General features: G+C 69.1%; 17 protein-coding genes and 1 tRNA gene. 4 read left to right on the forward strand and 14 right to left on the reverse strand.

Annotated elements, in window-relative coordinates; translation table 11 throughout:
* Positions 1-17: 17 nt before the first annotated feature.
* On the forward strand, positions 18-458 hold the full coding sequence (locus ACSDQ9_RS13705) for a DUF2231 domain-containing protein (protein WP_435147930.1): 441 nt from the start codon (positions 18-20) through the stop codon (positions 456-458).
* 233 nt (positions 459-691) lie between these two features.
* On the opposite strand, the gene ACSDQ9_RS13710 is transcribed toward ACSDQ9_RS13705, so the two are convergent.
* A complete protein-coding gene (locus ACSDQ9_RS13710; RefSeq protein WP_435147932.1) occupies positions 692-1,417 on the reverse strand; it encodes a CBS domain-containing protein in 726 nt (241 codons plus the stop codon).
* 55 nt (positions 1,418-1,472) lie between these two features.
* Here ACSDQ9_RS13710 and ACSDQ9_RS13715 point away from each other — a divergent pair, with 55 nt between their 5' ends.
* Positions 1,473-2,450 carry a Gfo/Idh/MocA family protein gene (locus ACSDQ9_RS13715; protein ID WP_435147934.1) on the forward strand — a complete coding sequence of 326 codons (978 nt, stop codon included), beginning with the start codon at positions 1,473-1,475 and terminating at the stop codon, positions 2,448-2,450.
* 9 nt (positions 2,451-2,459) lie between these two features.
* Here ACSDQ9_RS13715 and ACSDQ9_RS13720 read toward each other — a convergent pair whose 3' ends face one another.
* Positions 2,460-3,134 (reverse strand): NADPH-dependent F420 reductase, encoded by a 675-nt coding sequence (locus ACSDQ9_RS13720; RefSeq protein ID WP_435147936.1) that lies wholly within the window; start codon positions 3,132-3,134, stop codon positions 2,460-2,462.
* 78 nt (positions 3,135-3,212) lie between these two features.
* On the opposite strand from ACSDQ9_RS13720, the gene ACSDQ9_RS13725 reads away from it, so the two are divergent.
* Entirely contained in the window at positions 3,213-3,800 is a 588-nt protein-coding gene (locus tag ACSDQ9_RS13725) for an AAA family ATPase (RefSeq protein WP_435147938.1), read from the forward strand.
* Here ACSDQ9_RS13725 and ACSDQ9_RS13730 read toward each other — a convergent pair.
* From ACSDQ9_RS13730 to gyrB, 5 genes are all read right to left on the reverse strand, one after another.
* A tRNA-Ile gene (locus ACSDQ9_RS13730) sits at positions 3,779-3,855 on the reverse strand. The two genes, ACSDQ9_RS13725 and ACSDQ9_RS13730, sit on opposite strands and share 22 nt — an antisense overlap.
* Positions 3,856-3,948: 93 nt before the next feature.
* Positions 3,949-4,683 carry a DUF3566 domain-containing protein gene (locus tag ACSDQ9_RS13735; protein ID WP_435147940.1) on the reverse strand — a complete coding sequence of 245 codons (735 nt, stop codon included), beginning with the start codon at positions 4,681-4,683 and terminating at the stop codon, positions 3,949-3,951.
* A complete protein-coding gene (gyrA, locus tag ACSDQ9_RS13740) occupies positions 4,680-7,412 on the reverse strand; it encodes a DNA gyrase subunit A (RefSeq protein ID WP_435147941.1) in 2,733 nt (910 codons plus the stop codon). The genes ACSDQ9_RS13735 and gyrA overlap by 4 nt, the downstream gene beginning before the upstream one ends.
* Positions 7,413-7,641: 229 nt before the next feature.
* Positions 7,642-7,953, reverse strand: coding sequence for a DUF2853 family protein (locus ACSDQ9_RS13745; protein WP_435147943.1), 312 nt, complete (start codon positions 7,951-7,953; stop codon positions 7,642-7,644).
* A 123-nt stretch (positions 7,954-8,076) separates the two neighbouring features.
* A complete protein-coding gene (gene gyrB / locus ACSDQ9_RS13750) occupies positions 8,077-10,068 on the reverse strand; it encodes a DNA topoisomerase (ATP-hydrolyzing) subunit B (RefSeq protein WP_435147961.1) in 1,992 nt (663 codons plus the stop codon).
* Between the two features lie 176 nt (positions 10,069-10,244).
* On the opposite strand from gyrB, the gene ACSDQ9_RS13755 reads away from it, so the two are divergent.
* Positions 10,245-10,976, forward strand: coding sequence for a hypothetical protein (locus ACSDQ9_RS13755; protein ID WP_435147944.1), 732 nt, complete (start codon positions 10,245-10,247; stop codon positions 10,974-10,976).
* A gap of 23 nt (positions 10,977-10,999) precedes the next feature.
* Here ACSDQ9_RS13755 and ACSDQ9_RS13760 read toward each other — a convergent pair whose 3' ends face one another.
* From ACSDQ9_RS13760 to dnaN, 7 genes are all read right to left on the reverse strand, one after another.
* A complete protein-coding gene (locus tag ACSDQ9_RS13760) occupies positions 11,000-11,548 on the reverse strand; it encodes a hypothetical protein (RefSeq protein WP_435147945.1) in 549 nt (182 codons plus the stop codon).
* Positions 11,545-12,123, reverse strand: coding sequence for a hypothetical protein (locus ACSDQ9_RS13765; protein ID WP_435147947.1), 579 nt, complete (start codon positions 12,121-12,123; stop codon positions 11,545-11,547). Before ACSDQ9_RS13765 ends, ACSDQ9_RS13760 begins: the two co-directional genes overlap by 4 nt.
* Entirely contained in the window at positions 12,120-13,538 is a 1,419-nt protein-coding gene (locus tag ACSDQ9_RS13770; RefSeq protein ID WP_435147949.1) for a hypothetical protein, read from the reverse strand. The genes ACSDQ9_RS13765 and ACSDQ9_RS13770 overlap by 4 nt, the downstream gene beginning before the upstream one ends.
* A gap of 49 nt (positions 13,539-13,587) precedes the next feature.
* Positions 13,588-14,229 (reverse strand): DciA family protein, encoded by a 642-nt coding sequence (locus ACSDQ9_RS13775; protein WP_435147951.1) that lies wholly within the window; start codon positions 14,227-14,229, stop codon positions 13,588-13,590.
* Positions 14,226-15,500: a DNA replication/repair protein RecF gene (locus ACSDQ9_RS13780; protein WP_435147953.1), complete on the reverse strand. Its 1,275-nt coding sequence runs from the start codon at positions 15,498-15,500 to the stop codon at positions 14,226-14,228. Before ACSDQ9_RS13780 ends, ACSDQ9_RS13775 begins: the two co-directional genes overlap by 4 nt.
* A gap of 28 nt (positions 15,501-15,528) precedes the next feature.
* Positions 15,529-16,440, reverse strand: coding sequence for a phosphogluconate dehydrogenase (NAD(+)-dependent, decarboxylating) (gene gnd, locus ACSDQ9_RS13785; RefSeq protein WP_435147955.1), 912 nt, complete (start codon positions 16,438-16,440; stop codon positions 15,529-15,531).
* A 79-nt stretch (positions 16,441-16,519) separates the two neighbouring features.
* On the reverse strand, positions 16,520-17,292 hold a 773-nt coding region (gene dnaN, locus ACSDQ9_RS13790; RefSeq protein WP_435147957.1), incomplete at its 5' end, for a DNA polymerase III subunit beta.

A 17,292-nucleotide genomic window follows, 5' to 3' on the forward strand; every position in this document is an offset into this window, starting at 1 on the left:
GCTCAAGGTAGGCGACGATGAACATTGGTGGACTGCCCCTGCACCCTCTGGTCGTGCACCTCGCGGTAGTGCTCGTGCCCCTGGCCGCGCTCGGCGCCCTGCTGGTGGTGTGGCGTCGCGGGTGGCGGGATCGGTACGGCTGGCTGGCGACCCTGGTGGCGATCGGAGGCGCCGCGGGTGCCTTGGCCGCCCGGTTCACCGGCCCGGCTCTCGCGGACGAGACCGGGATCGGCGCCAGCCCTCGCTTCGCCTCCCACGAGCAGTGGGGACTGTGGGCGCCCTGGCCGGCGCTGGTGCTGGCGGTGACGCTGGTGGTGCTGCTGTGGGCGGATCGATCGTCGTCCCGGTCGGGGCTCGGGCTTGCCTGCCGGGTCGTGGCCGCGGTCGCCGCGGTGGTGTCGCTGGTGCTGGTGGTGCTGGCGGGCCATTCTGGGGCGACGCTGGTGTGGGGTCGCTGAGGGTTCTTACGACCCGCGCCGGTTGGCATTCGTGACGCTGACGTCACGAAGTCCGGTCGTTGAGCTCGTGGGGCCGGACATTGTGGCGCGCCCGTCACGATGTCCGGTTTGCACCTCTCGGACGATCCAGCCCTGCACTTGGTGCACCCACACACGAAATGCAGGTGGAGTTGGCCCCATCACCTGCATTTCCTGCATCAGCGCAGGAACTGCAGGCGCGTCGTCCGCTTGGTTCATCCCCCGAGACGGACGGTCAACCTCTCCAACATGGCCGGCACGTCGAAGCGGGTCAGGATTCCGGCGATGGTCCCTGTGCGGTCCCCGTCGCTGGTGACGATCAACGCAGTGGGCGCATCCGACTTGGTGAGCAGGCGACAGGCTTCTCTGGCGGACAGGTTGGGCCTCACCGTCTTGGCTTGATCATGGGACTCGGCCCACCTCCGCACATCGGCGACGGAGCCGCCCTCTTCCAGGAGCGCTCCACCGTCGGCAACATACTTGGCACCCATCCACCGAGCCAACGCGTTCGTCGTCAGCAGCCAGTCGTACCGACCGTGCTCGTCGAGCACCGGAATCTGCGACAGGGAGTGCTCAACGATCAGGCGAGCAGCCTCCGGGAGGGAGGTTTGCTCCCTGACCGAGATCGGGTCCTTGACCATGAACTCACTGACCTTGATCGGCCGGTCGATCTGCTCGGCCAAGTCCTCGATCGCCACCACCGCATCGATCCGCGGCGTCGCGATGGGCGTTCCGCGGAGCCTGCCCTCATGCTGGATGGTGTTCCGAAGATCTGCCAGGAACAGCAACAAGTCCCGGTTGCGGTCAACCACAGGATGCCCTGCGCTGCCGCGCACTGCCTGCCCAAGGCCGTTGAAGCGCTGGTGTCGCTGCCTTCCCAAGGACTGGGCGATTGCTTCGCACGCTCTCAGGTAACGCTCGAGTAGTTCGTCGTCGGCCACGCCAACAGGATAGGGACCTGACGCTCGGACGACGCTCCCGTGCCACAGTTGGGCCGTGACTGTTCGCATCGCCACCGTCGGCACCAGCAGCATCGTCCATCGGTTCGCCAAGGCTGCCGAACCCGTGCCCGGGATCGAGCTGGTGGGCGCCTACTCCCGCGACACCACCCGCGCACAAACCACCGCGGACGACCTGGGCATGCAGTGGTCGACCAGCGACTGGCAAGGGCTGTTGTCCGATGACCGCTGCGACGCGCTCTACATCGCGAGCCCCAATCTCGTCCATGTCGAGCAGGCCACCCAGGCGCTCCAGGCCGGCAAGCATGTGCTGGTCGAGAAGTCGGCCACCCCCACCGCTCCCGAGTGGGAGCTGCTGGTCGAGCTCGCCCGGGAGCGCGGGCTGGTGCTGCTGGAGGAGATGCGTCCGGCCCATGACCCGGGCACGGCCGAGATCACCCGACTGCTCCCCGAGCTGGGCCCGATCCGGCGGGTGAGCCTGGACTACACGCAGCGCTCCTCGCGCTACGACCTCGTGCTGGCCGGTGAGTACACCGCCATCTTCGACCCCGCGTTGGCGGCCGGGTCGCTCTACGACCTCGGGGTCTACGCGATCTCGCAGCTGGTGCAGCTGTTCGGCGAGCCCGGCGACGTGATCGCCGTCGAGGTCGAGCTCCCCACCGGCGCCGATGGCCTGGGTGTCGTGCTGGCCGGCTACCCCGCCGACGGGGCTGGTTTCGTCGCCGACGTGTCCCATTCGAAGATCACCCGGACGGCCCGCCCCAGCGAGATCCAGGGTGAGCTGGGCAGCCTCGTCATCGACCACATCGACTCGCCGCGGGTGCTCGACCTGACGCGCCTCGACGGGTCGGTGGAGCGAGTCGAGGTGACGAAGGCCGACGACAACCTGACGCACATGGTCGAGTTCTTCGTGGCCTGCGTCAACGGCTCGGCCAGCCCCGAGGCCGACCAGGAGCGCACCGCGGGCACCCTGCGGACCATGGACCGCATCCGCGAGGTGCGGCGGCGGGTCTGATCCCGCCGCTCACATGTCGCGGTAACGCTTCGCCTCAGCGAGCGCGACCCGCAGCTCGTCCGCCGTGAACCGCGGACCGTACGCCGGGGTGTCGCGCTGGATGCGCCAGCCCTCCGACAGCGGGGTCAGCTCGACGGCATCGAAACCGAACTGGTCGAGCAGGTGGCCAACCAGGGCGACCGCCTCGGGGTCATCGCCGATCGCGACCAGCGCGCGTCGTCCGGGGGTTCCGGCGGGCTCACCGTGGGTCGTCAGGTGCCCGAAGTTGATGTGGTTGAAGGCCTTCACGACCTTGGACGAGGGCAGGCGGCGCTGCAGCAGCTCGGCCGTGGTGGTCGACTCGTCGTCCAACTCGGCGATCTGGCCGTCGCGCTGCGGGTAGTAGTTGTTGGTGTCGATGACGATCTTGCCCGCGAGCGGCTCGACCGGCACCGTGTCGATGGCCTTCAGCGGGATGGTGACCACGGCGATGTCGGCGGCCTCAGCGGCCTCGACAGGGGTGGCGGCGCGGGCGCGCGGACCGAGTTCGGCCACCAGTTCGGCGAGCGTCTCGGGGCCGCGGGAGTTGCTGATCACGACGTGGTGACCGGCGGCCACGGCCAGGCGCGCGAGTTGCGATCCGATGTGACCGGCGCCGATGAGTCCGATGGTGAGGCCGGCGGGAGCGGGGGTGTCAGCAGTCATGCCTGTTCAACCGCCTCGCCGACGCAGGCATTCCCTCGCCGGGCCCCCACCTGGACTGGCAACGCCCAGAATGAACGCATGTTGGTGGCAATGGCCGGGCTTCCCGGCTCGGGAAAGAGCACCGTGGCCGAGGAACTCGCGCGAGAGCTCGGGTGCGCCCTGCTGTCGGTCGATCCGATCGAGGCGGCCATGTGGCGAGCCGGTGTTGACCGGGCCCAACCCACCGGACTCGCCGCCTACGTCGTGGCCGAGGCCGTGGCCCGCGAACAACTCGTGCTCGGCAACGCCGCGATCATCGACGCCGTGAACGACGTCGAGCCGGCCCGTCAACAGTGGGTGGCACTGGCGGCCGAGCTGGGCGTGCCGCTGGCGTTCGTCGAGGTCGTCTGCAGCGACGCGGACGAGCACCGGCGCCGGCTGGCGGAGCGCCAGCGCGGCATCGATGGCTTCCCCGAGCCCACCTGGGAGTCCGTCCTCGAACGAAGTGAGGCCTTCCGAGCGTGGCAGGGTGAGCGCCTGCGCGTGGACTCGATGCGGCCGCTGGGTGACAACGTCGCCGTCGTCCGGGAGCATCTGGCGCAGCTCGCCGGTGACCGCCACCGGGCCTCGGAACGACGAAACCCCCGCCGAAGCAGGGGTTTCGTTGGTGGGCCTAACTGGACTTGAACCAGTGACCTCTGCCTTATCAGGGCAGCGCTCTAACCGACTGAGCTATAGGCCCGTCACCGGATCCAGCCGAACGGCTGGCGGTCACGCAAGTGGAAACTCTAGCGGAACGACGCCTGCCCGCTCAAATCCCGGCGCGACGACCCGGTCAGTCCTCGGCCAGCGTCACCTCGAGGCCACCCATGACGGTCGCCGCGAGGTTGTACAGGAACGAGAACAGCGTGGCCAGGGCGGTGAAGATCACCACGTCGGCCGCCCCGATCATGGCCGCGAAACCCAGCACGCGGTTGCCGTTCAGGTAGTCCTCGAGGTGGAACTTGTCGGGCGCACCGGGGGTGGCCAGCAGGTCGTTGACGGCGCGGTTGACGCTCTCGAAGACACCCGAGGCCACGATCACGCCCCAGAGCACCCAGACCATGACGAAGAAGATGATCCCGCCGGCGATGCCGAACAGGAACGCGGTCTTCATCACCGACCACGGATCGATGCGCGAGAGCCGCAGCCGGGCCTTGCGGGTGCGGTGGCTGGCCGCCTTGCGAGCCGCCACCGCGGGAGCGCCGGGCACGGCGTTCTTGGCCCGGTCGGCGTCGCCGCTGACGGTGGTCGCCACCGACGAGACGGCGGACGACGCAGCCGTCGACACGCTGGTCGCGGCCGACGACATGGCGTCCTTCGCCGACCCGAACAGGTCTTTGGCCTTGTCAGCGGCCTTGGCGCCGAGCGACGGGTCGTCCTGACCGACCGCAGCGCGGGTCGCGGTCACCTGGTCGTCCGCCGGTGAGGTGAACTGCGGACCGGCGAATCGGGCCCCCGTCCGTTCGGGTTCAGGCGTGGGACGACCGAACACAGACGGCTGGCCACCGGGGCGGTTGGGTTCGCTCACTGGTCATCCTCTTGGTCGGCGATGTCGGACTCAGTCGTGTCCACGCTACCGCTCGCACCCTCCTCGGGCGCCGCGCTGGACTCGGACTCTCCGCTTTCGGTGGTCAGACCCTCGTCCGAATCGCCGCCGTCGGCACCCTCGGGCTCCTCATCCTCGGAGACCCCCAGGGCCTCGTTGGCGCGGGCCTCGGGGTTGAGCGCGATGGCGATCACCGAGTCCTCCCCACGCACGCCGACGAACTTCACGCCCATGGTGTCGCGGCCCTTGGCGGCCACCTCACTGACGGACGACCGGGTGATCTGCCCCGACTGCTTGATGGCGATCACCTCGTCGGTCTCACCGAGCACGAGCCCACCGACGAGCGACCCACGGTCCTCGTTGAGGCGCATGGCCTTGATGCCGAGACCACCGCGCCCCTGGCGGCGGTACTCCGAGACGGCGGTGCGCTTGGCGAAGCCGCCGTCGGTCACCGTGAACACGAACAGCGAGTCCTCGTCGGCGTCGGAGCGAATGATCGCCATCGACAGCAACTCGTCGCCCTCGCGGAACTTCATGCCCGTCACACCCGAGGTCGCCCGGCCCATCGGACGAACCTGGTCGTCCGCGGCCGAGAAGCGGATCGCCTGACCCTTGGTCGAGATCAGCAGCACGTCGTCGTCGGCACCCACGATGTCGGCGCCGATCAACTCGTCGTCCTCGTCGCGGAAGTTGATGGCGATGACACCCGCCTGCCGCGGGGTGTCGTAGGCGTTCAGCGCGGTCTTCTTCACCAGACCCTTGCGGGTGGCCAGCATCAGGAACTCGGCGTCGTCGTAGCCGCGGATGGCGATCGACTGGGCGATGCGCTCGTCCGGCAGGAAGCTGAGCAGCCCGGCGACGTGCCCGCCCTTCGCGTCACGGCCACCCTCGGGCACCTGCCACGCCTTGATGCGGTAGACCCGCCCCATGGTGGTGAAGAACAGGATCCAGTGGTGGTTGGTGGTGGTGAAGACGGCGTCGACCTCGTCCTCAGCGCGCAACTTGGCACCGCGAACACCCTTGCCACCACGGCGTTGCACGCGGTACTGGTCGGTGTTGGTGCGCTTGATGTAGCCGCCGCGGGTGAGGGTGATGACCACGTCCTCGTCGGGAATGAAGTCCTCGTCGGAGAAGTCACCGTCGGCCGCCACGATCTGGGTGCGGCGATCGTCCCCGTACTTCTCGACGATCTCGGCGAGCTCGGTCGAGATGATCTCGCGCTGGCGCTCCTCGCGGGCGAGGATGTCCTTGAGGTCGGCGATCTGCAGCTCGAGCTCGGCCAGGCGGGCGATGATCCGCTCCCGCTCGAGCGCGGCCAGGCGACGCAGCTGCATCTCGAGAATGGCGTTGGCCTGGTCGTCGTCGATGTCGAGCAGGTCCTTCAGACCCTCGCGGGCGATCTCGGTGGTGCGCGAGGCACGGATCAACGCGATCACGTCATCGAGCTTGTCGAGGGCCTTCACCAGACCGCGCTGGATGTGGGCGCGGGCCTCGGCCTCCTCGAGCTGGAACTTGGTGCGGCGGCGGATCACCTCGAGCTGGTGGGTCACCCAGTGGCTGATGAACTGGTCGAGCCGCAGCGTGCGGGGAACGTCGTCGACCAGGGCCAGCATGTTGCACCCGAAGGTGTCCTGCAGCTGGGTGTGCTTGTAGAGGTTGTTCATCACCACGCGCGGCTGGGCGTCGCGCTTGAGCACGATCACCAGCCGCTGGCCGGTGCGGGCCGAGGTCTCGTCGATCAGGTTGGCGATGCCCGAGAGCTTGCCCGAGTTGACCAGTTCGGCGATCTTCAGCGACAGGTTGTCGGGGTTGCACATGTAGGGCAGCTCGGTGACCACCAGGCACTGCCGACCGTTCTTGTCCTCCTCGACCTTGATCACCGCCCGCATGGTGACCAGGCCGCGACCGGTGCGGTAGGCGTCCTCGATGCCCTTGCGGCCCACGATCAGCGCGCCCATCGGGAAGTCGGGGCCCTGGATGCGCGCCATGGCGGCCTCGAGCAGTTCCTCCTCGGTCGCCTCGGGGTGCTGCAGCGACCACTGCACGGCCTCGGAGACCTCGCGCAGGTTGTGCGTGGGGATGTTGGTGGCCATGCCGACGGCGATACCGGTCGAGCCGTTCACCAGCAGGTTCGGGAACCGCGCCGGCAGCACGGTCGGCTCCTGCTCGCGGTTGTCGTAGTTGGGCTTGAAGTCGACCGTCTTCTGGTCGATGTCGCGCACCATCTCCATGGCCAGGGGGGCCATCTTGCACTCGGTGTATCGCATGGCCGCGGCCTTGTCGTTGCCGGGCGAGCCGAAGTTGCCCTGCCCCGACACCAGCGGCGCCCGCATCACCCACGGCTGCGCCAGGCGCACCAGGGTGTCGTAGATCGCCGAGTCGCCGTGCGGGTGGTACAGACCCATCACCTCGCCGACCACGCGGGAGCACTTGTTCCAGCCGCGATCGGGACGGTAGCCGCCGTCGTACATGGCGTAGAGCACGCGCCGGTGCACCGGCTTCAGACCGTCGCGCACGTCGGGCAGGGCGCGCCCGACGATGACGCTCATCGCGTAGTCGAGGTAGCTCTTCTGAATCTCGTCGCGCAGGTCGATGGGCTCCACGCGTCCGTGCTGGGGGGCCTCGATGTCGTCGACCAGGGACTGCGTCTCGGCTGCCTGTGCCTGCTCGTCGTCGGTACCGGGCGTGGGCTCGTCGGGAGTGTCAGTCATGGGGGTCTGGGGTCCTCACGGTCGGGTCGCCGCATGCCGTCCCACCGCCGGTCAACCCGGCGCGTGACAAGCCGACATGCTCATCCGGACCAGTCTACCGCACCCCTGATTCCGCGCGCGGGCACGCGCGCGCGAGAAAGGGGGTGCGTGCCCGCGGGATCCACTCCCCCAACACACACCCCGAACCCGCACCCGCCGGCGACAGCGGGCATCACGGGTCAACCATGGGTCAGCCCCCGAAGACCGACAGCTTCCCGTAGTGCTCGGCCAGCAGGTAGTAGACGGTCAGCCGGTTCTTCTGGCCCTTGATCTTCGCGCCCACGTCCTTGATGGCAGCGTCGATCGCGTCGTCCGCGTCGGTGACCCCCAGCTTCTTCTTGACGAAGTTGGTGCGCACCCGGTCGAGTTCGGCCTGGTCTGAGAACGCGACGGTGCGCGAGTCCTGCTTCTGCAGGGCCAGGGCATAGGTGCGCTGCATCTTCGCGACCACCGCCTCGTCAACGCCCGAGGAGTACTTCTGGATGTCTGCCACGTGGTCCATCGACGAAACCTTTCAACGCTGGGCGCCCCTCGTTGGACGCACCACCATCTTCGGACGAATCCCCTGCCCGCGCGGGGAATCGTCCGAAGATCCGGGCTCCTGCCCGGGTGGTCGCGCTCGGACTCAGATGTCGAGGAAACGCACGTCGCGAGCGTTGCGCTGGATGAACGACCGCCTGGACTCGACGTCCTCGCCCATCAGGATCGCGAACATCTCCGAGGCCCGCGCGGCGTCCTCCAGAGTGACCTGCAGCAGGATGCGTCCCTCGGGGTCCATGGTGGTCTCCCAGAGGTCGGAGGCATCCATCTCGCCGAGACCCTTGTAGCGCTGGATCGGGTTGACCGTCGGCAGCTTCTTGCCGGCCGCCTGCCCGGCCTCACGCAGCACGTCGCGCTCGTGGTCGGTGTAGGCCAACTCGTGCGGCGCGTTCGTCCAGCGCAGCCGGAACAGCGGCGGCTGGGCCAGGTACACGTGACCGGCGTCGATCAGCGGGCGCATGAACCGGAACAGCAGGGTCAGCAGCAGCGTGCGGATGTGCGAGCCGTCGACGTCGGCATCGGCCATCAGCACGATCTTGTGGTAGCGCAGCTTGTCGACGTCGAAGTCCTCCTGCACACCGGTGCCGAGGGCGTTGATGATCGCCTCGACCTCCTTGTTCTGCAGGATCTTGTCGAGGCGCGCCTTCTCGACGTTCAGGATCTTGCCGCGGATCGGCAGGATCGCCTGGGTGCGCGGGTCGCGCCCACCCTTGGCCGAACCGCCGGCGGAGTCACCCTCGACGATGAAGACCTCGCACTCGGCCGGGTTGGTCGAGGAGCAGTCGGCCAACTTGCCGGGCAGACCACCGCCACCGAGCAGTCCCTTGCGGTTGCGGGCCATGTCGCGGGCCTTGCGGGCGGCGATGCGGGCCATGGCGGCAGCCTGCGACTTGCGGACGATCTCGCGCCCCTCGGCCGGGTTTCGCTCGAACCAGTCGCCCAGGCGGTCGTTGACCACACGCTGGACGAACGACCTGGCCTCGGTGTTGCCGAGCTTGGTCTTGGTCTGACCCTCGAACTGGGGCTCGGAGAGCTTGATCGAGACGATGGCGGTCAGGCCCTCGCGCACGTCGTCACCCGAGACGCGGTCCTCGCGCTTCTTGATCATGCCCCACGTCTCGCCCCACTTGTTGACCGTGTTGGTCAGGGCGGCCCGGAAGCCCTCCTCGTGGGTGCCGCCCTCGTGGGTGTTGATGGCGTTGGCGAAGGTGTGCACCGAGTTCTGGAACGAGGTGTTCCACTGCATCGCCACCTCGACACCCATGCCCGCCTCGGGCTTGTGGGCCTCGACGGCGATCACCGAGGGGTGCACGACGTCCTTCTTGCCCGTCAGGTAGGTGACGTAGTCGATCAGGCCCTTCTCGTACAGGAACTCCTCGTGCACGGGGGCGCCCTGCTCGTCGACGTGGCCGGCGCGCAGGTCGGTCACCTCGATGGCGAGGCCCTTGTTCAGGAACGCCATCTCGCGGAACCGGGTGGCCAGCGTCTCGTAGGAGTACTGGGTGGTCTCGAAGATGTCGGGGCTCGCGTAGAACGTCACGGTGGTGCCGGTCACATCGCCCTCGGCGTCGCCGACCCGCTCGAGATCGGCATCGGGAACACCGAGGGTGAAGGTCTGCTCGTAGCGCGCGCCGTCGCGGGTGACCTCGACGGTCAACTTCGACGACAGGGCGTTCACCACGGACGAACCCACGCCGTGCAGACCTCCGGACACCTTGTAGCCACCCGAGCCGAACTTGCCGCCGGCGTGCAGCTTGGTGAGCACCAGCGTGACGGTGGGGATGCCCTCGACGGGGTGCACCGCCACCGGGATGCCGCGGCCGTTGTCGACGACGCGAATGCCGCCGTCGTCGAGCAGTTCGACCTTGATGCGGTCGCCGTACCCGGCCATGTACTCGTCCACGGCGTTGTCGACGATCTCGCTGACCAGGTGGTGCAGGCCGCGCTCACCGGTCGACCCGATGTACATGCCGGGGCGCTTGCGCACCGCCTCGAGGCCCTCGAGCACCTGGATGGACGAGGCGTCGTAGCTGCCCGCCGCGACGGAGTGGTCGCTGTGCTCCGCGAGACCCTCCAGGCGCTCCTCGCCCGGGTCGCCGTCGGCCGCACCGGCCGGGTTCAGGAGGTCGGAAACCTCGAGGTCAGGACCGTCGACCTGGTCGTTCTCGCTCACGCTCACGTGCTCCTCTGCTTGGCTGGGCACAACCCCCTCAGTCTACCGTGCTGCCACCGCCCACACCTAGACTGCGGGGCATGACCAGCGGAGCCGCCGAGACCACCGGGAGCATCTGGGTCGACCCCGACGACCTCGACCCCGACTGGCGTCCGCCGAGCCGCCTGAGTCTGGTGCCCCGCTGGGTGAAGGTGCTGACCCCCGGCGTCGCGGTACTGCTGGTGTCCTCGATCGTCTTCGGCCTGCACGGTTTCCGGCGTGCCGGTGACATCGAGACCCGAGTTCCCACGGGGACCACCATCGTCACCGGCACCATGCGCATCACGCCCCGACTGGCCGAATGGTCGTGGGACCAGCACGCCAAGGCGTGGACGCTGAGCGTGTCGGCCAGCTGCAGCCGGGTCGAGCTCGTCGACGGCTCCCCCGAAGTGCCGACGTACCAACTGGACGACGCGATCTACGCGGGCCGCCCGAACACGCGCGCCGTCAGCACTCAGACCCTGGTGAACCTGGGCGAGAACGTGCGCGGCCAGAGCCACACCGACTACTCGTCGGTGACTCCCGGTGCCCCGCCGATCCCGTGCTCGATCGACTTCGAGTTCGATCCGGTCGCCACCACGGGGAAGGGACCCCGCCCCGACCAGCCCGGTGGTGACCAGCCGGAGTCGGAGATCATCCTGCTGGTCTTCGACCTGAGCTACCGCTCCGAGGATCTCTCCCAGCAGGGTGGGTCGCGGTGGGTGCCCGGCTCGAAGGCGACCACGATGCGGGTGCCGGCCGTCGTCCGCGAGCCGTACAGCGAAGGCGACTGACCGGCGTCGTCGACCGCCTCTGATCAGGCGGGCGGCCTGAGCACCGGCCCCTGGTCGAAGCGCATGGACTGCGGGTGGATCAGCCCGCGCACCTCGGGCAGCTTCGATTCCGGAACCACGAAGTTGTGGTAGACCACGCCCGATCCGAGCTCGCGATCCCGCTGCAGGCACGAGTAGGGCAGGTCGTCGGACGACTCGGTCTCGTCCCAGGTCTCCTGACCACGGCCGACCAGCTCGAGGGTGCAGCCGCCCTCGTCGCCCCGACCCTTCCAGCGGGCCACGACCGAGACGTACACCATGCCCTCGGGGGCGACCACCACCCGGTCGGCGTCGGGCAACCACCGGCTGGTCTGCCACCCGATCACGGCGAACTCCATGCCGCTGTAGGGGTCGACCCAGGTGCCGCCCTGCTGCACGCCGCGGGGATAGGTACCCACGCGCGTGGTCACCCACACGCCCCAGACGACGGCCAGGGTGATGGTGAGCGACAGCACGATGCTGGCGAACACCCAGTCACGGAAGCGGCGGACGGGGGGCAGCGACTGCTGCGCGCGGCGGGGTGCGGTGGTCATCGCTGGATCGGCTCCGTCGACTGCTCACCCTCGACGACCAGCGCTCCGGCGGACTGCGCCAGCAGGCGACGACCCGCCTCGGTGCCCAGCTGCGGGTCGTAGGTCACGGTGGTCTCGCGGAAGGTGATGGTGCTGCGCTCGCGGCAGACGATCCGCAGGCTGGCGGCCCGGCTCGGGTCGAACTCGAAGGCGATGCTGGCCAGGTTGCGCTGACCGGGCTCGGGGAACAGGGTTCGTCCCAGACCGATCGGCTGGTAGCTCTGACCCCCCTGCTCGGCCTCGCAGTCGAAGCTGACCATCGAGCGCTCGCGCGGGGTCGTCAGGCGTACGGTGACCTGCAGGTAGCGGGCGGCCGTCGCCTGGGCCTGCCGGTCGTTGGTGTAGACCTGCCCGAGCTCGAGTTGCATGAACCGCACGGACTGCCCGACGTGGTTGATCACGACTTCCTGGTTCGGACGAGCGGTGAGCTGCTCCAGGGGCGGGTCGTTCTCACGCCAGGTGGTCAACCAACCGGCGGCGAGCATGGCGGCCACCGCCACCAGCACGGCGACGGGTCGCACCCTGCGCGTCGTCACGACGACACCCCCACGGTCGCGGGAGCGTGGTCGGGGGCCGGGGCCTGGGCAGGCTCGACCTGGGCCCGCGCCGGCGCATGGCCCAGCTCGGGATCGCCGGTCAGCGCCGACGGGTCGGCCTGGTTGCGGAAGGCCTGCAGGGTGCGGGCGAAGGCCACGGCCAACAGGCTGTACTTCAGGGTGTCGCCCACGAGGCTGACGATGAGGTTGATCAGGCTCAGCCAGCTCACCCAGAACGGGGTGTCGTGGGTGCCGAGGGCTCCGAGGATGAACCGCAACACCCCCTCGTCGATCGAGGCGAACAGCGCGTACGCCAGCACATAGGCACCGAGGAACGGCAGGCCCGTGCGCAGCAGCAGGCGCAGCGACTGGAAGGTGGGCAGGTACTTGTCGTCGAGGTCGCCGAAGAAGGCCTCCTGCACCTCGAGCATCGCCCTGCGGGCAGCGGTGGACGACTTGGCCTGCTCGCGCTTGGCGCGGCGGCGCAGCTGAATGGTGTGCTCGCGGTCGAGGTGGGCCGACAACGGCTCACCCTTGCGCCACACCTCGGCGACGCTGAGCACGTGGCTGCCGAAGATCAGCGCCGCCACCGCCAGCCACAGCAGCGGCTCGGCCAGCCCGGACTTGAACAGCGGCCACAGCACGTCGGTGAGCACGTGCCACAGCCACGCCACGAACCGTGGGACGAAATGGGAGAGCTCCCCCGCCGACGTGCGCCAGCCCTCCTGCAGCGTGCGCCCCCAGCCGGCGAAGGCCCGCTCCTGCAGCCAGTTGCCGAACCGCAGCAGCACGCTTCGTCCCGACAACAGGAAGACCAACATGAAGAAGGCCTCGATCATGGCCGCCAGCAACCCCAGGGGGCGGAAGTCGGTCTTCTCGTGCAGCAGGTCGACGACGCGGCGCACCAGGTAGGCGCCGACCACAACGGCCAACACCACCAGCAGCTGGTGGGAGGTGCGTGGGTTGAGGGTCGACATCACCGACCGCTCGCCGAGGCCCCGGATCACGATCTCGTTGGCGATCAGGGAGTTGACGACCTCCTGCACCCGCCCGAAGACCGAGTAGATGCCCAGGAACGGCAGCAGGGTGATGGCGATCATGTGCGCGGCCGAGGTGTTCCGGTCGTCGGCGATGGCGTCATCGGGCAGCAGCGCGTTGATGCCCAGAGCCCGCCCGATCAGGCGCAGCGAGACGATCACGGCCGACAACTGCAGCACCAACCCGAAGGCGAGCACGACCACCGCCAGCCAGGCATGGTTGCTCGAGATGGCCGGCGCCACCACCAGGGCCGCTTCGAGGCCGGTGTAGCCGAGGGCGGTGACGGCCAGCAGCTGGGGCAACAGTCGCCACCACACGCGCAGTGCGCCGAAGATCATGGCGGTGACGTGGTTCAGCCACTCCCTCAGATCCGCCATGCCGGTCATGCTAACCAGACCCCGTGTCAGCCGCGGCCGCCCGCCACGCTCAGCCATAGGTGTCCCGCGGGCCGAGCCCGTCACGCACCACTCGCGGGCCATGCTTCCAACTCGGCGCCACCGGGCCGAGCACGTTCACCCGGACGACGGTCCCGTCCCCGAGTCGGCGGTTCAGTTCGGCCACCAGCGCCGGGGCGATGGCGCGCAGGGATGATGCCCAGGTGGTCGACTCGGTGCGCACCGTGAGCACGCCGTCGGCGTAGCCCTCGGGGGTGGAGTGGGCGGCGTTGACCTCGCCGACCAGGTCGGGCCAGCTGGTCAGCAGCGTGCGCACGCTGATCTGCTTCGACCAGCCCCGTTGGCGCACCAGTCCGCCGAGCAGGCTGCCGATCTCCTGGGGGTCGCGGTCGTCCGGGTGGGAGCCGGAGCGAAGGTTGACCGGGTCGCTGCGTCGGCGCCGCTTACGGATGCCGCGGCTCGGCGGCAGCGTGACCCCGCCCCCCGCCGCCACCCGTCGGGCGATCTGGCTGGCAAGGTCGGTGCCGAGTTCGTCGTGGTCACGCCAGGCCTGCTGGTTCTCGGCCTCACGCTCGGCGGCGAGTTCCGCGGCGCGGTCCGGGTCCAGGTCATGGGGGTCGAGGTCATGGGGGTCGTCAGGCCGATCCGTGGCCGGGCCGAGTGGCTCGCTCATGCCACCACCCCCTGCGGGTCAGGCACGACGCTGCCCAACTCGACCCTGAACCTGGCCCCGGCCAGCCCGGCGGGCACGTCGTCGCCCACCGCCGCGGTGACCAGCACCTGCTCGGCGTCGGCGACGGCCGCCGCGAGGCGCTCCCGGCGGGTCGCGTCGAGTTCGGCGAAGACGTCGTCGAGCACCAGCACGGGTTCCACCCCGTCGGCACGCAGCAGCCCGAACGTGCCCAGCTTGAGCGCCAACGCCAGCGACCACGACTCGCCGTGGCTGGCGTAACCCTTGGCGGGTAGTCGTCCGATGCTGAAGACGACGTCGTCGCGGTGGGGGCCGACCAGCGACACCCCGCGGGCGATCTCGTCGCGCCGACGCTCGGTCATGGCGGTGCGCAGGCGGTCGACCAGGTCGGCCCGGGTGAGGCGCTCGACCCCCTCGGGGCGGGTCAGGTCGAGACCGGTCTTGTAGTCGGCGGTCACGCGGTTGTCGGCGGGGGGCGCCACCTCGGGGTTGGCGGGCGCGGTGTTGGTTGACTCGAGGTTGGCGTCGTCCGGGTTGGCGGGTGTGGGGTCGTCGGCCGGGGGGTCGGTCGCCTTCCGCGGGGCGATCTCGGCGTACGCCCCGGTGGCCACCGGCATCAGCTCGGCCAGGGAGTCGAGTCGGGCCAGCAACAACTCGGCCCCGATGGCGGCCGCCTGCTCGTCCCACACCTCCAACGTCGACAGGGCGTCGGGGTCGGGGGCACGCAGCGAGCGGCCCGACATCGACTTCAGCAGGCTGTTGCGCTGCTTGATGACCCGCTCGTAGTCACTCTTCACCCCGGCCATGCGCGGCCACCGGGTGATCACCACGCCGTCGAGGAAGGCCCGACGGTCGGAGGGGTCACCCTTGACGATGGCCAGATCCTCGGGCGAGAAGACGACCGTGCGCAGCACGCCCACCAGTTCCCGGGTGCGCCCCAGCGGTGCCTTGTTGATGCGGGCACGGTTGGCTCGTCCGGGGTTGATCTCGACCTCGAGCAGCAGGCTGCGCGCATCGGAGCGGCCGGCCTTGACCCGACCGCGGACGATGGCCTGCTCGGCATCGAGCCTGACCAGCGGGGCATCGGACGAGACCCGGTGCGACCCCAGCCGCGACAGGTACTCGACGGCCTCGACCAGATTGGTCTTGCCCTGGCCGTTGGCGCCCACGAACACGGTCACCCCGGCCTCGAGCGGCACGTCGGCGGAGGTGTAACTGCGGAAGTCGGCCAGCGAGAGGTGTTCGACGTACAACGTGCCTGTCCTGCGGAAAGGCCTCAGCTCACTGCCGGGGCGGTGTGGGGGTGGTGTCGGTGGGCTTGCCCTTCTCGACAGCGTGACCGCCGAACTGGTTGCGCATGGCGGCGATCGCCTTCATGGCGGGCGAGTCGTCCTGCTGCGAGACGAAGCGGGCGTAGAGCGCGGCCGAGATGGCGGGGGTGGGCACGCCCAGGTCGATGGCGGCCTGCACGGTCCAGCGACCCTCACCGGAATCGTGGGCAACGCCGGCGATCTCGTCGAGGTTGGGGTCGGCCTTGAGGGCGTTCACCATCAGGTCGAGCAGCCACGAACGAATGACGGTGCCCTCCTTCCACGACTCGAAGGCGGCGTTCACATCGGTGACCTCTTCGGCCTTGCGCAGCACCTCCCAGCCCTCGGCGTAGGCCTGCATGATGGCGTACTCGATGCCGTTGTGCACCATCTTGGTGAAGTGCCCGGCGCCCAGCGTGCCGGCGTGCACGAACCCGTAGTCACCCTCGGGCTTGAGCGCCTCGAAGATGGGCATGCAGTGCTCGACGTCGGCCTTCTCGCCGCCGACCATCAGGGCGTAACCGTTCTGCTTGCCCCACACGCCGCCCGAGACGCCGCAGTCCAGGTAGTGAATGCCGGTCTCGGCGAGCTTCGCCCCGTGCACCTTGTCGTTCAGCCACTTGGAGTTGCCGCCGTCGATGACAATGTCGCCCTCGGCCAGCAGCGGCTGCAGTTCGTCCACCACCGACGAGACGACCTGCTCGGGCACCATCACCCACACGACCTTCGGCGACTCGCTCAGCTGACCCACCATGTCGGCGAGATCGGTGGAGTCGGAGAGGTCCTGGTTACGGTCGTAGCCGACAACGGTGTGGCCCTTCTCGCGCAGGCGGTCGCGCATGTTGCCGCCCATCTTGCCGAGTCCCACGAGTCCGAGCTGCATGTCAGAGCCTTTCCGTTGTGCTGGGGTGCACCTCAGGCGGGGTGCACAACCCCGGGGGTGGACCCCCGAGGGGCTGGGGTCAGTTGGGCAGGCGCATCAGCATGATGACGTGCCGGTAGTCGCCCTGCGGATCGCCGTCGAGCGCCTCGAGCCCCTGGATCAGGCAAGGCTTGGCGGGGGCGGTGAAGGCGAAGTAGACGTAGGGGGTGTCGAGCGCCCCGAGGGCGTCGTTGAGGTACTGCGGGTTGAAGCCCACGGCGGCCATCATCTCGCCGCCCGCGTGGTTCTCGACCACGGCCTCCAGGGCCTCGGTCGCCTGGGCCTGGTCACCGGTTGCGGCCGACAGCTCGATGGCACCGTCGCGAATCACCATGCGCAGCGGGGTGTTGCGCTCGGCCACCAGCGCCACGCGGCGCACCGAGGCGATCACGTCGGCGGTGTTGGCGCGCACGCTCACCGCGGCGTTCACGTTCATCAGGTGGCGCACCTTGGGGAACTCGCCGTTCAGCAGGCGGGTGGTGATCTGCCGGGTGCCGCCGTTGCCGTCACCCTCGAAACCGATCATGCCGTCGCCGATGCCCGAGTTGGCCAGCGACACCGTCACCGACTCACCCGAGGTCATCGACTTCGCGGTCTCCGACAGCACCTTGGCCGGCACCAGCGCGGCGCCCTCTGCGGACGACGCGACCGGGCTCCACGGCAGTTCCTTGAGCGCCATCCGGTAACGGTCGGTGGCGAGCAGCGAGAGGGTCTCGTCCTCGATCTCGATGCGCACACCGGTGAAGACGGGCAGCAGCTCGTCGGGGGAGGAAGCGAACACAAACCCGGCGACGGCATGGCTGAACACACCCG

Source organism: Aestuariimicrobium soli, assembly GCF_051192575.1.
GTDB classification, from domain to species: domain Bacteria; phylum Actinomycetota; class Actinomycetes; order Propionibacteriales; family Propionibacteriaceae; genus Aestuariimicrobium; species Aestuariimicrobium soli.

What these genes read in the sequence shown, in the direction of transcription:
- ACSDQ9_RS13705 (WP_435147930.1), top strand. Translation starts at nt 18, where the DNA reads ATGAACATTGGTGGACTGCCCCTGCACCCTCTGGTCGTGCACCTCGCG.
- ACSDQ9_RS13720 (WP_435147936.1), bottom strand. Translation starts at nt 3,134, where the DNA reads ATGACTGCTGACACCCCCGCTCCCGCCGGCCTCACCATCGGACTCATC.
- ACSDQ9_RS13725 (WP_435147938.1), top strand. Translation starts at nt 3,213, where the DNA reads ATGTTGGTGGCAATGGCCGGGCTTCCCGGCTCGGGAAAGAGCACCGTG.
- gyrA (WP_435147941.1), bottom strand. Translation starts at nt 7,412, where the DNA reads ATGACTGACACTCCCGACGAGCCCACGCCCGGTACCGACGACGAGCAG.
- ACSDQ9_RS13745 (WP_435147943.1), bottom strand. Translation starts at nt 7,953, where the DNA reads ATGGACCACGTGGCAGACATCCAGAAGTACTCCTCGGGCGTTGACGAG.
- ACSDQ9_RS13755 (WP_435147944.1), top strand. Translation starts at nt 10,245, where the DNA reads ATGACCAGCGGAGCCGCCGAGACCACCGGGAGCATCTGGGTCGACCCC.
- ACSDQ9_RS13760 (WP_435147945.1), bottom strand. Translation starts at nt 11,548, where the DNA reads ATGACCACCGCACCCCGCCGCGCGCAGCAGTCGCTGCCCCCCGTCCGC.
- ACSDQ9_RS13770 (WP_435147949.1), bottom strand. Translation starts at nt 13,538, where the DNA reads ATGGCGGATCTGAGGGAGTGGCTGAACCACGTCACCGCCATGATCTTC.
- ACSDQ9_RS13775 (WP_435147951.1), bottom strand. Translation starts at nt 14,229, where the DNA reads ATGAGCGAGCCACTCGGCCCGGCCACGGATCGGCCTGACGACCCCCAT.
- gnd (WP_435147955.1), bottom strand. Translation starts at nt 16,440, where the DNA reads ATGCAGCTCGGACTCGTGGGACTCGGCAAGATGGGCGGCAACATGCGC.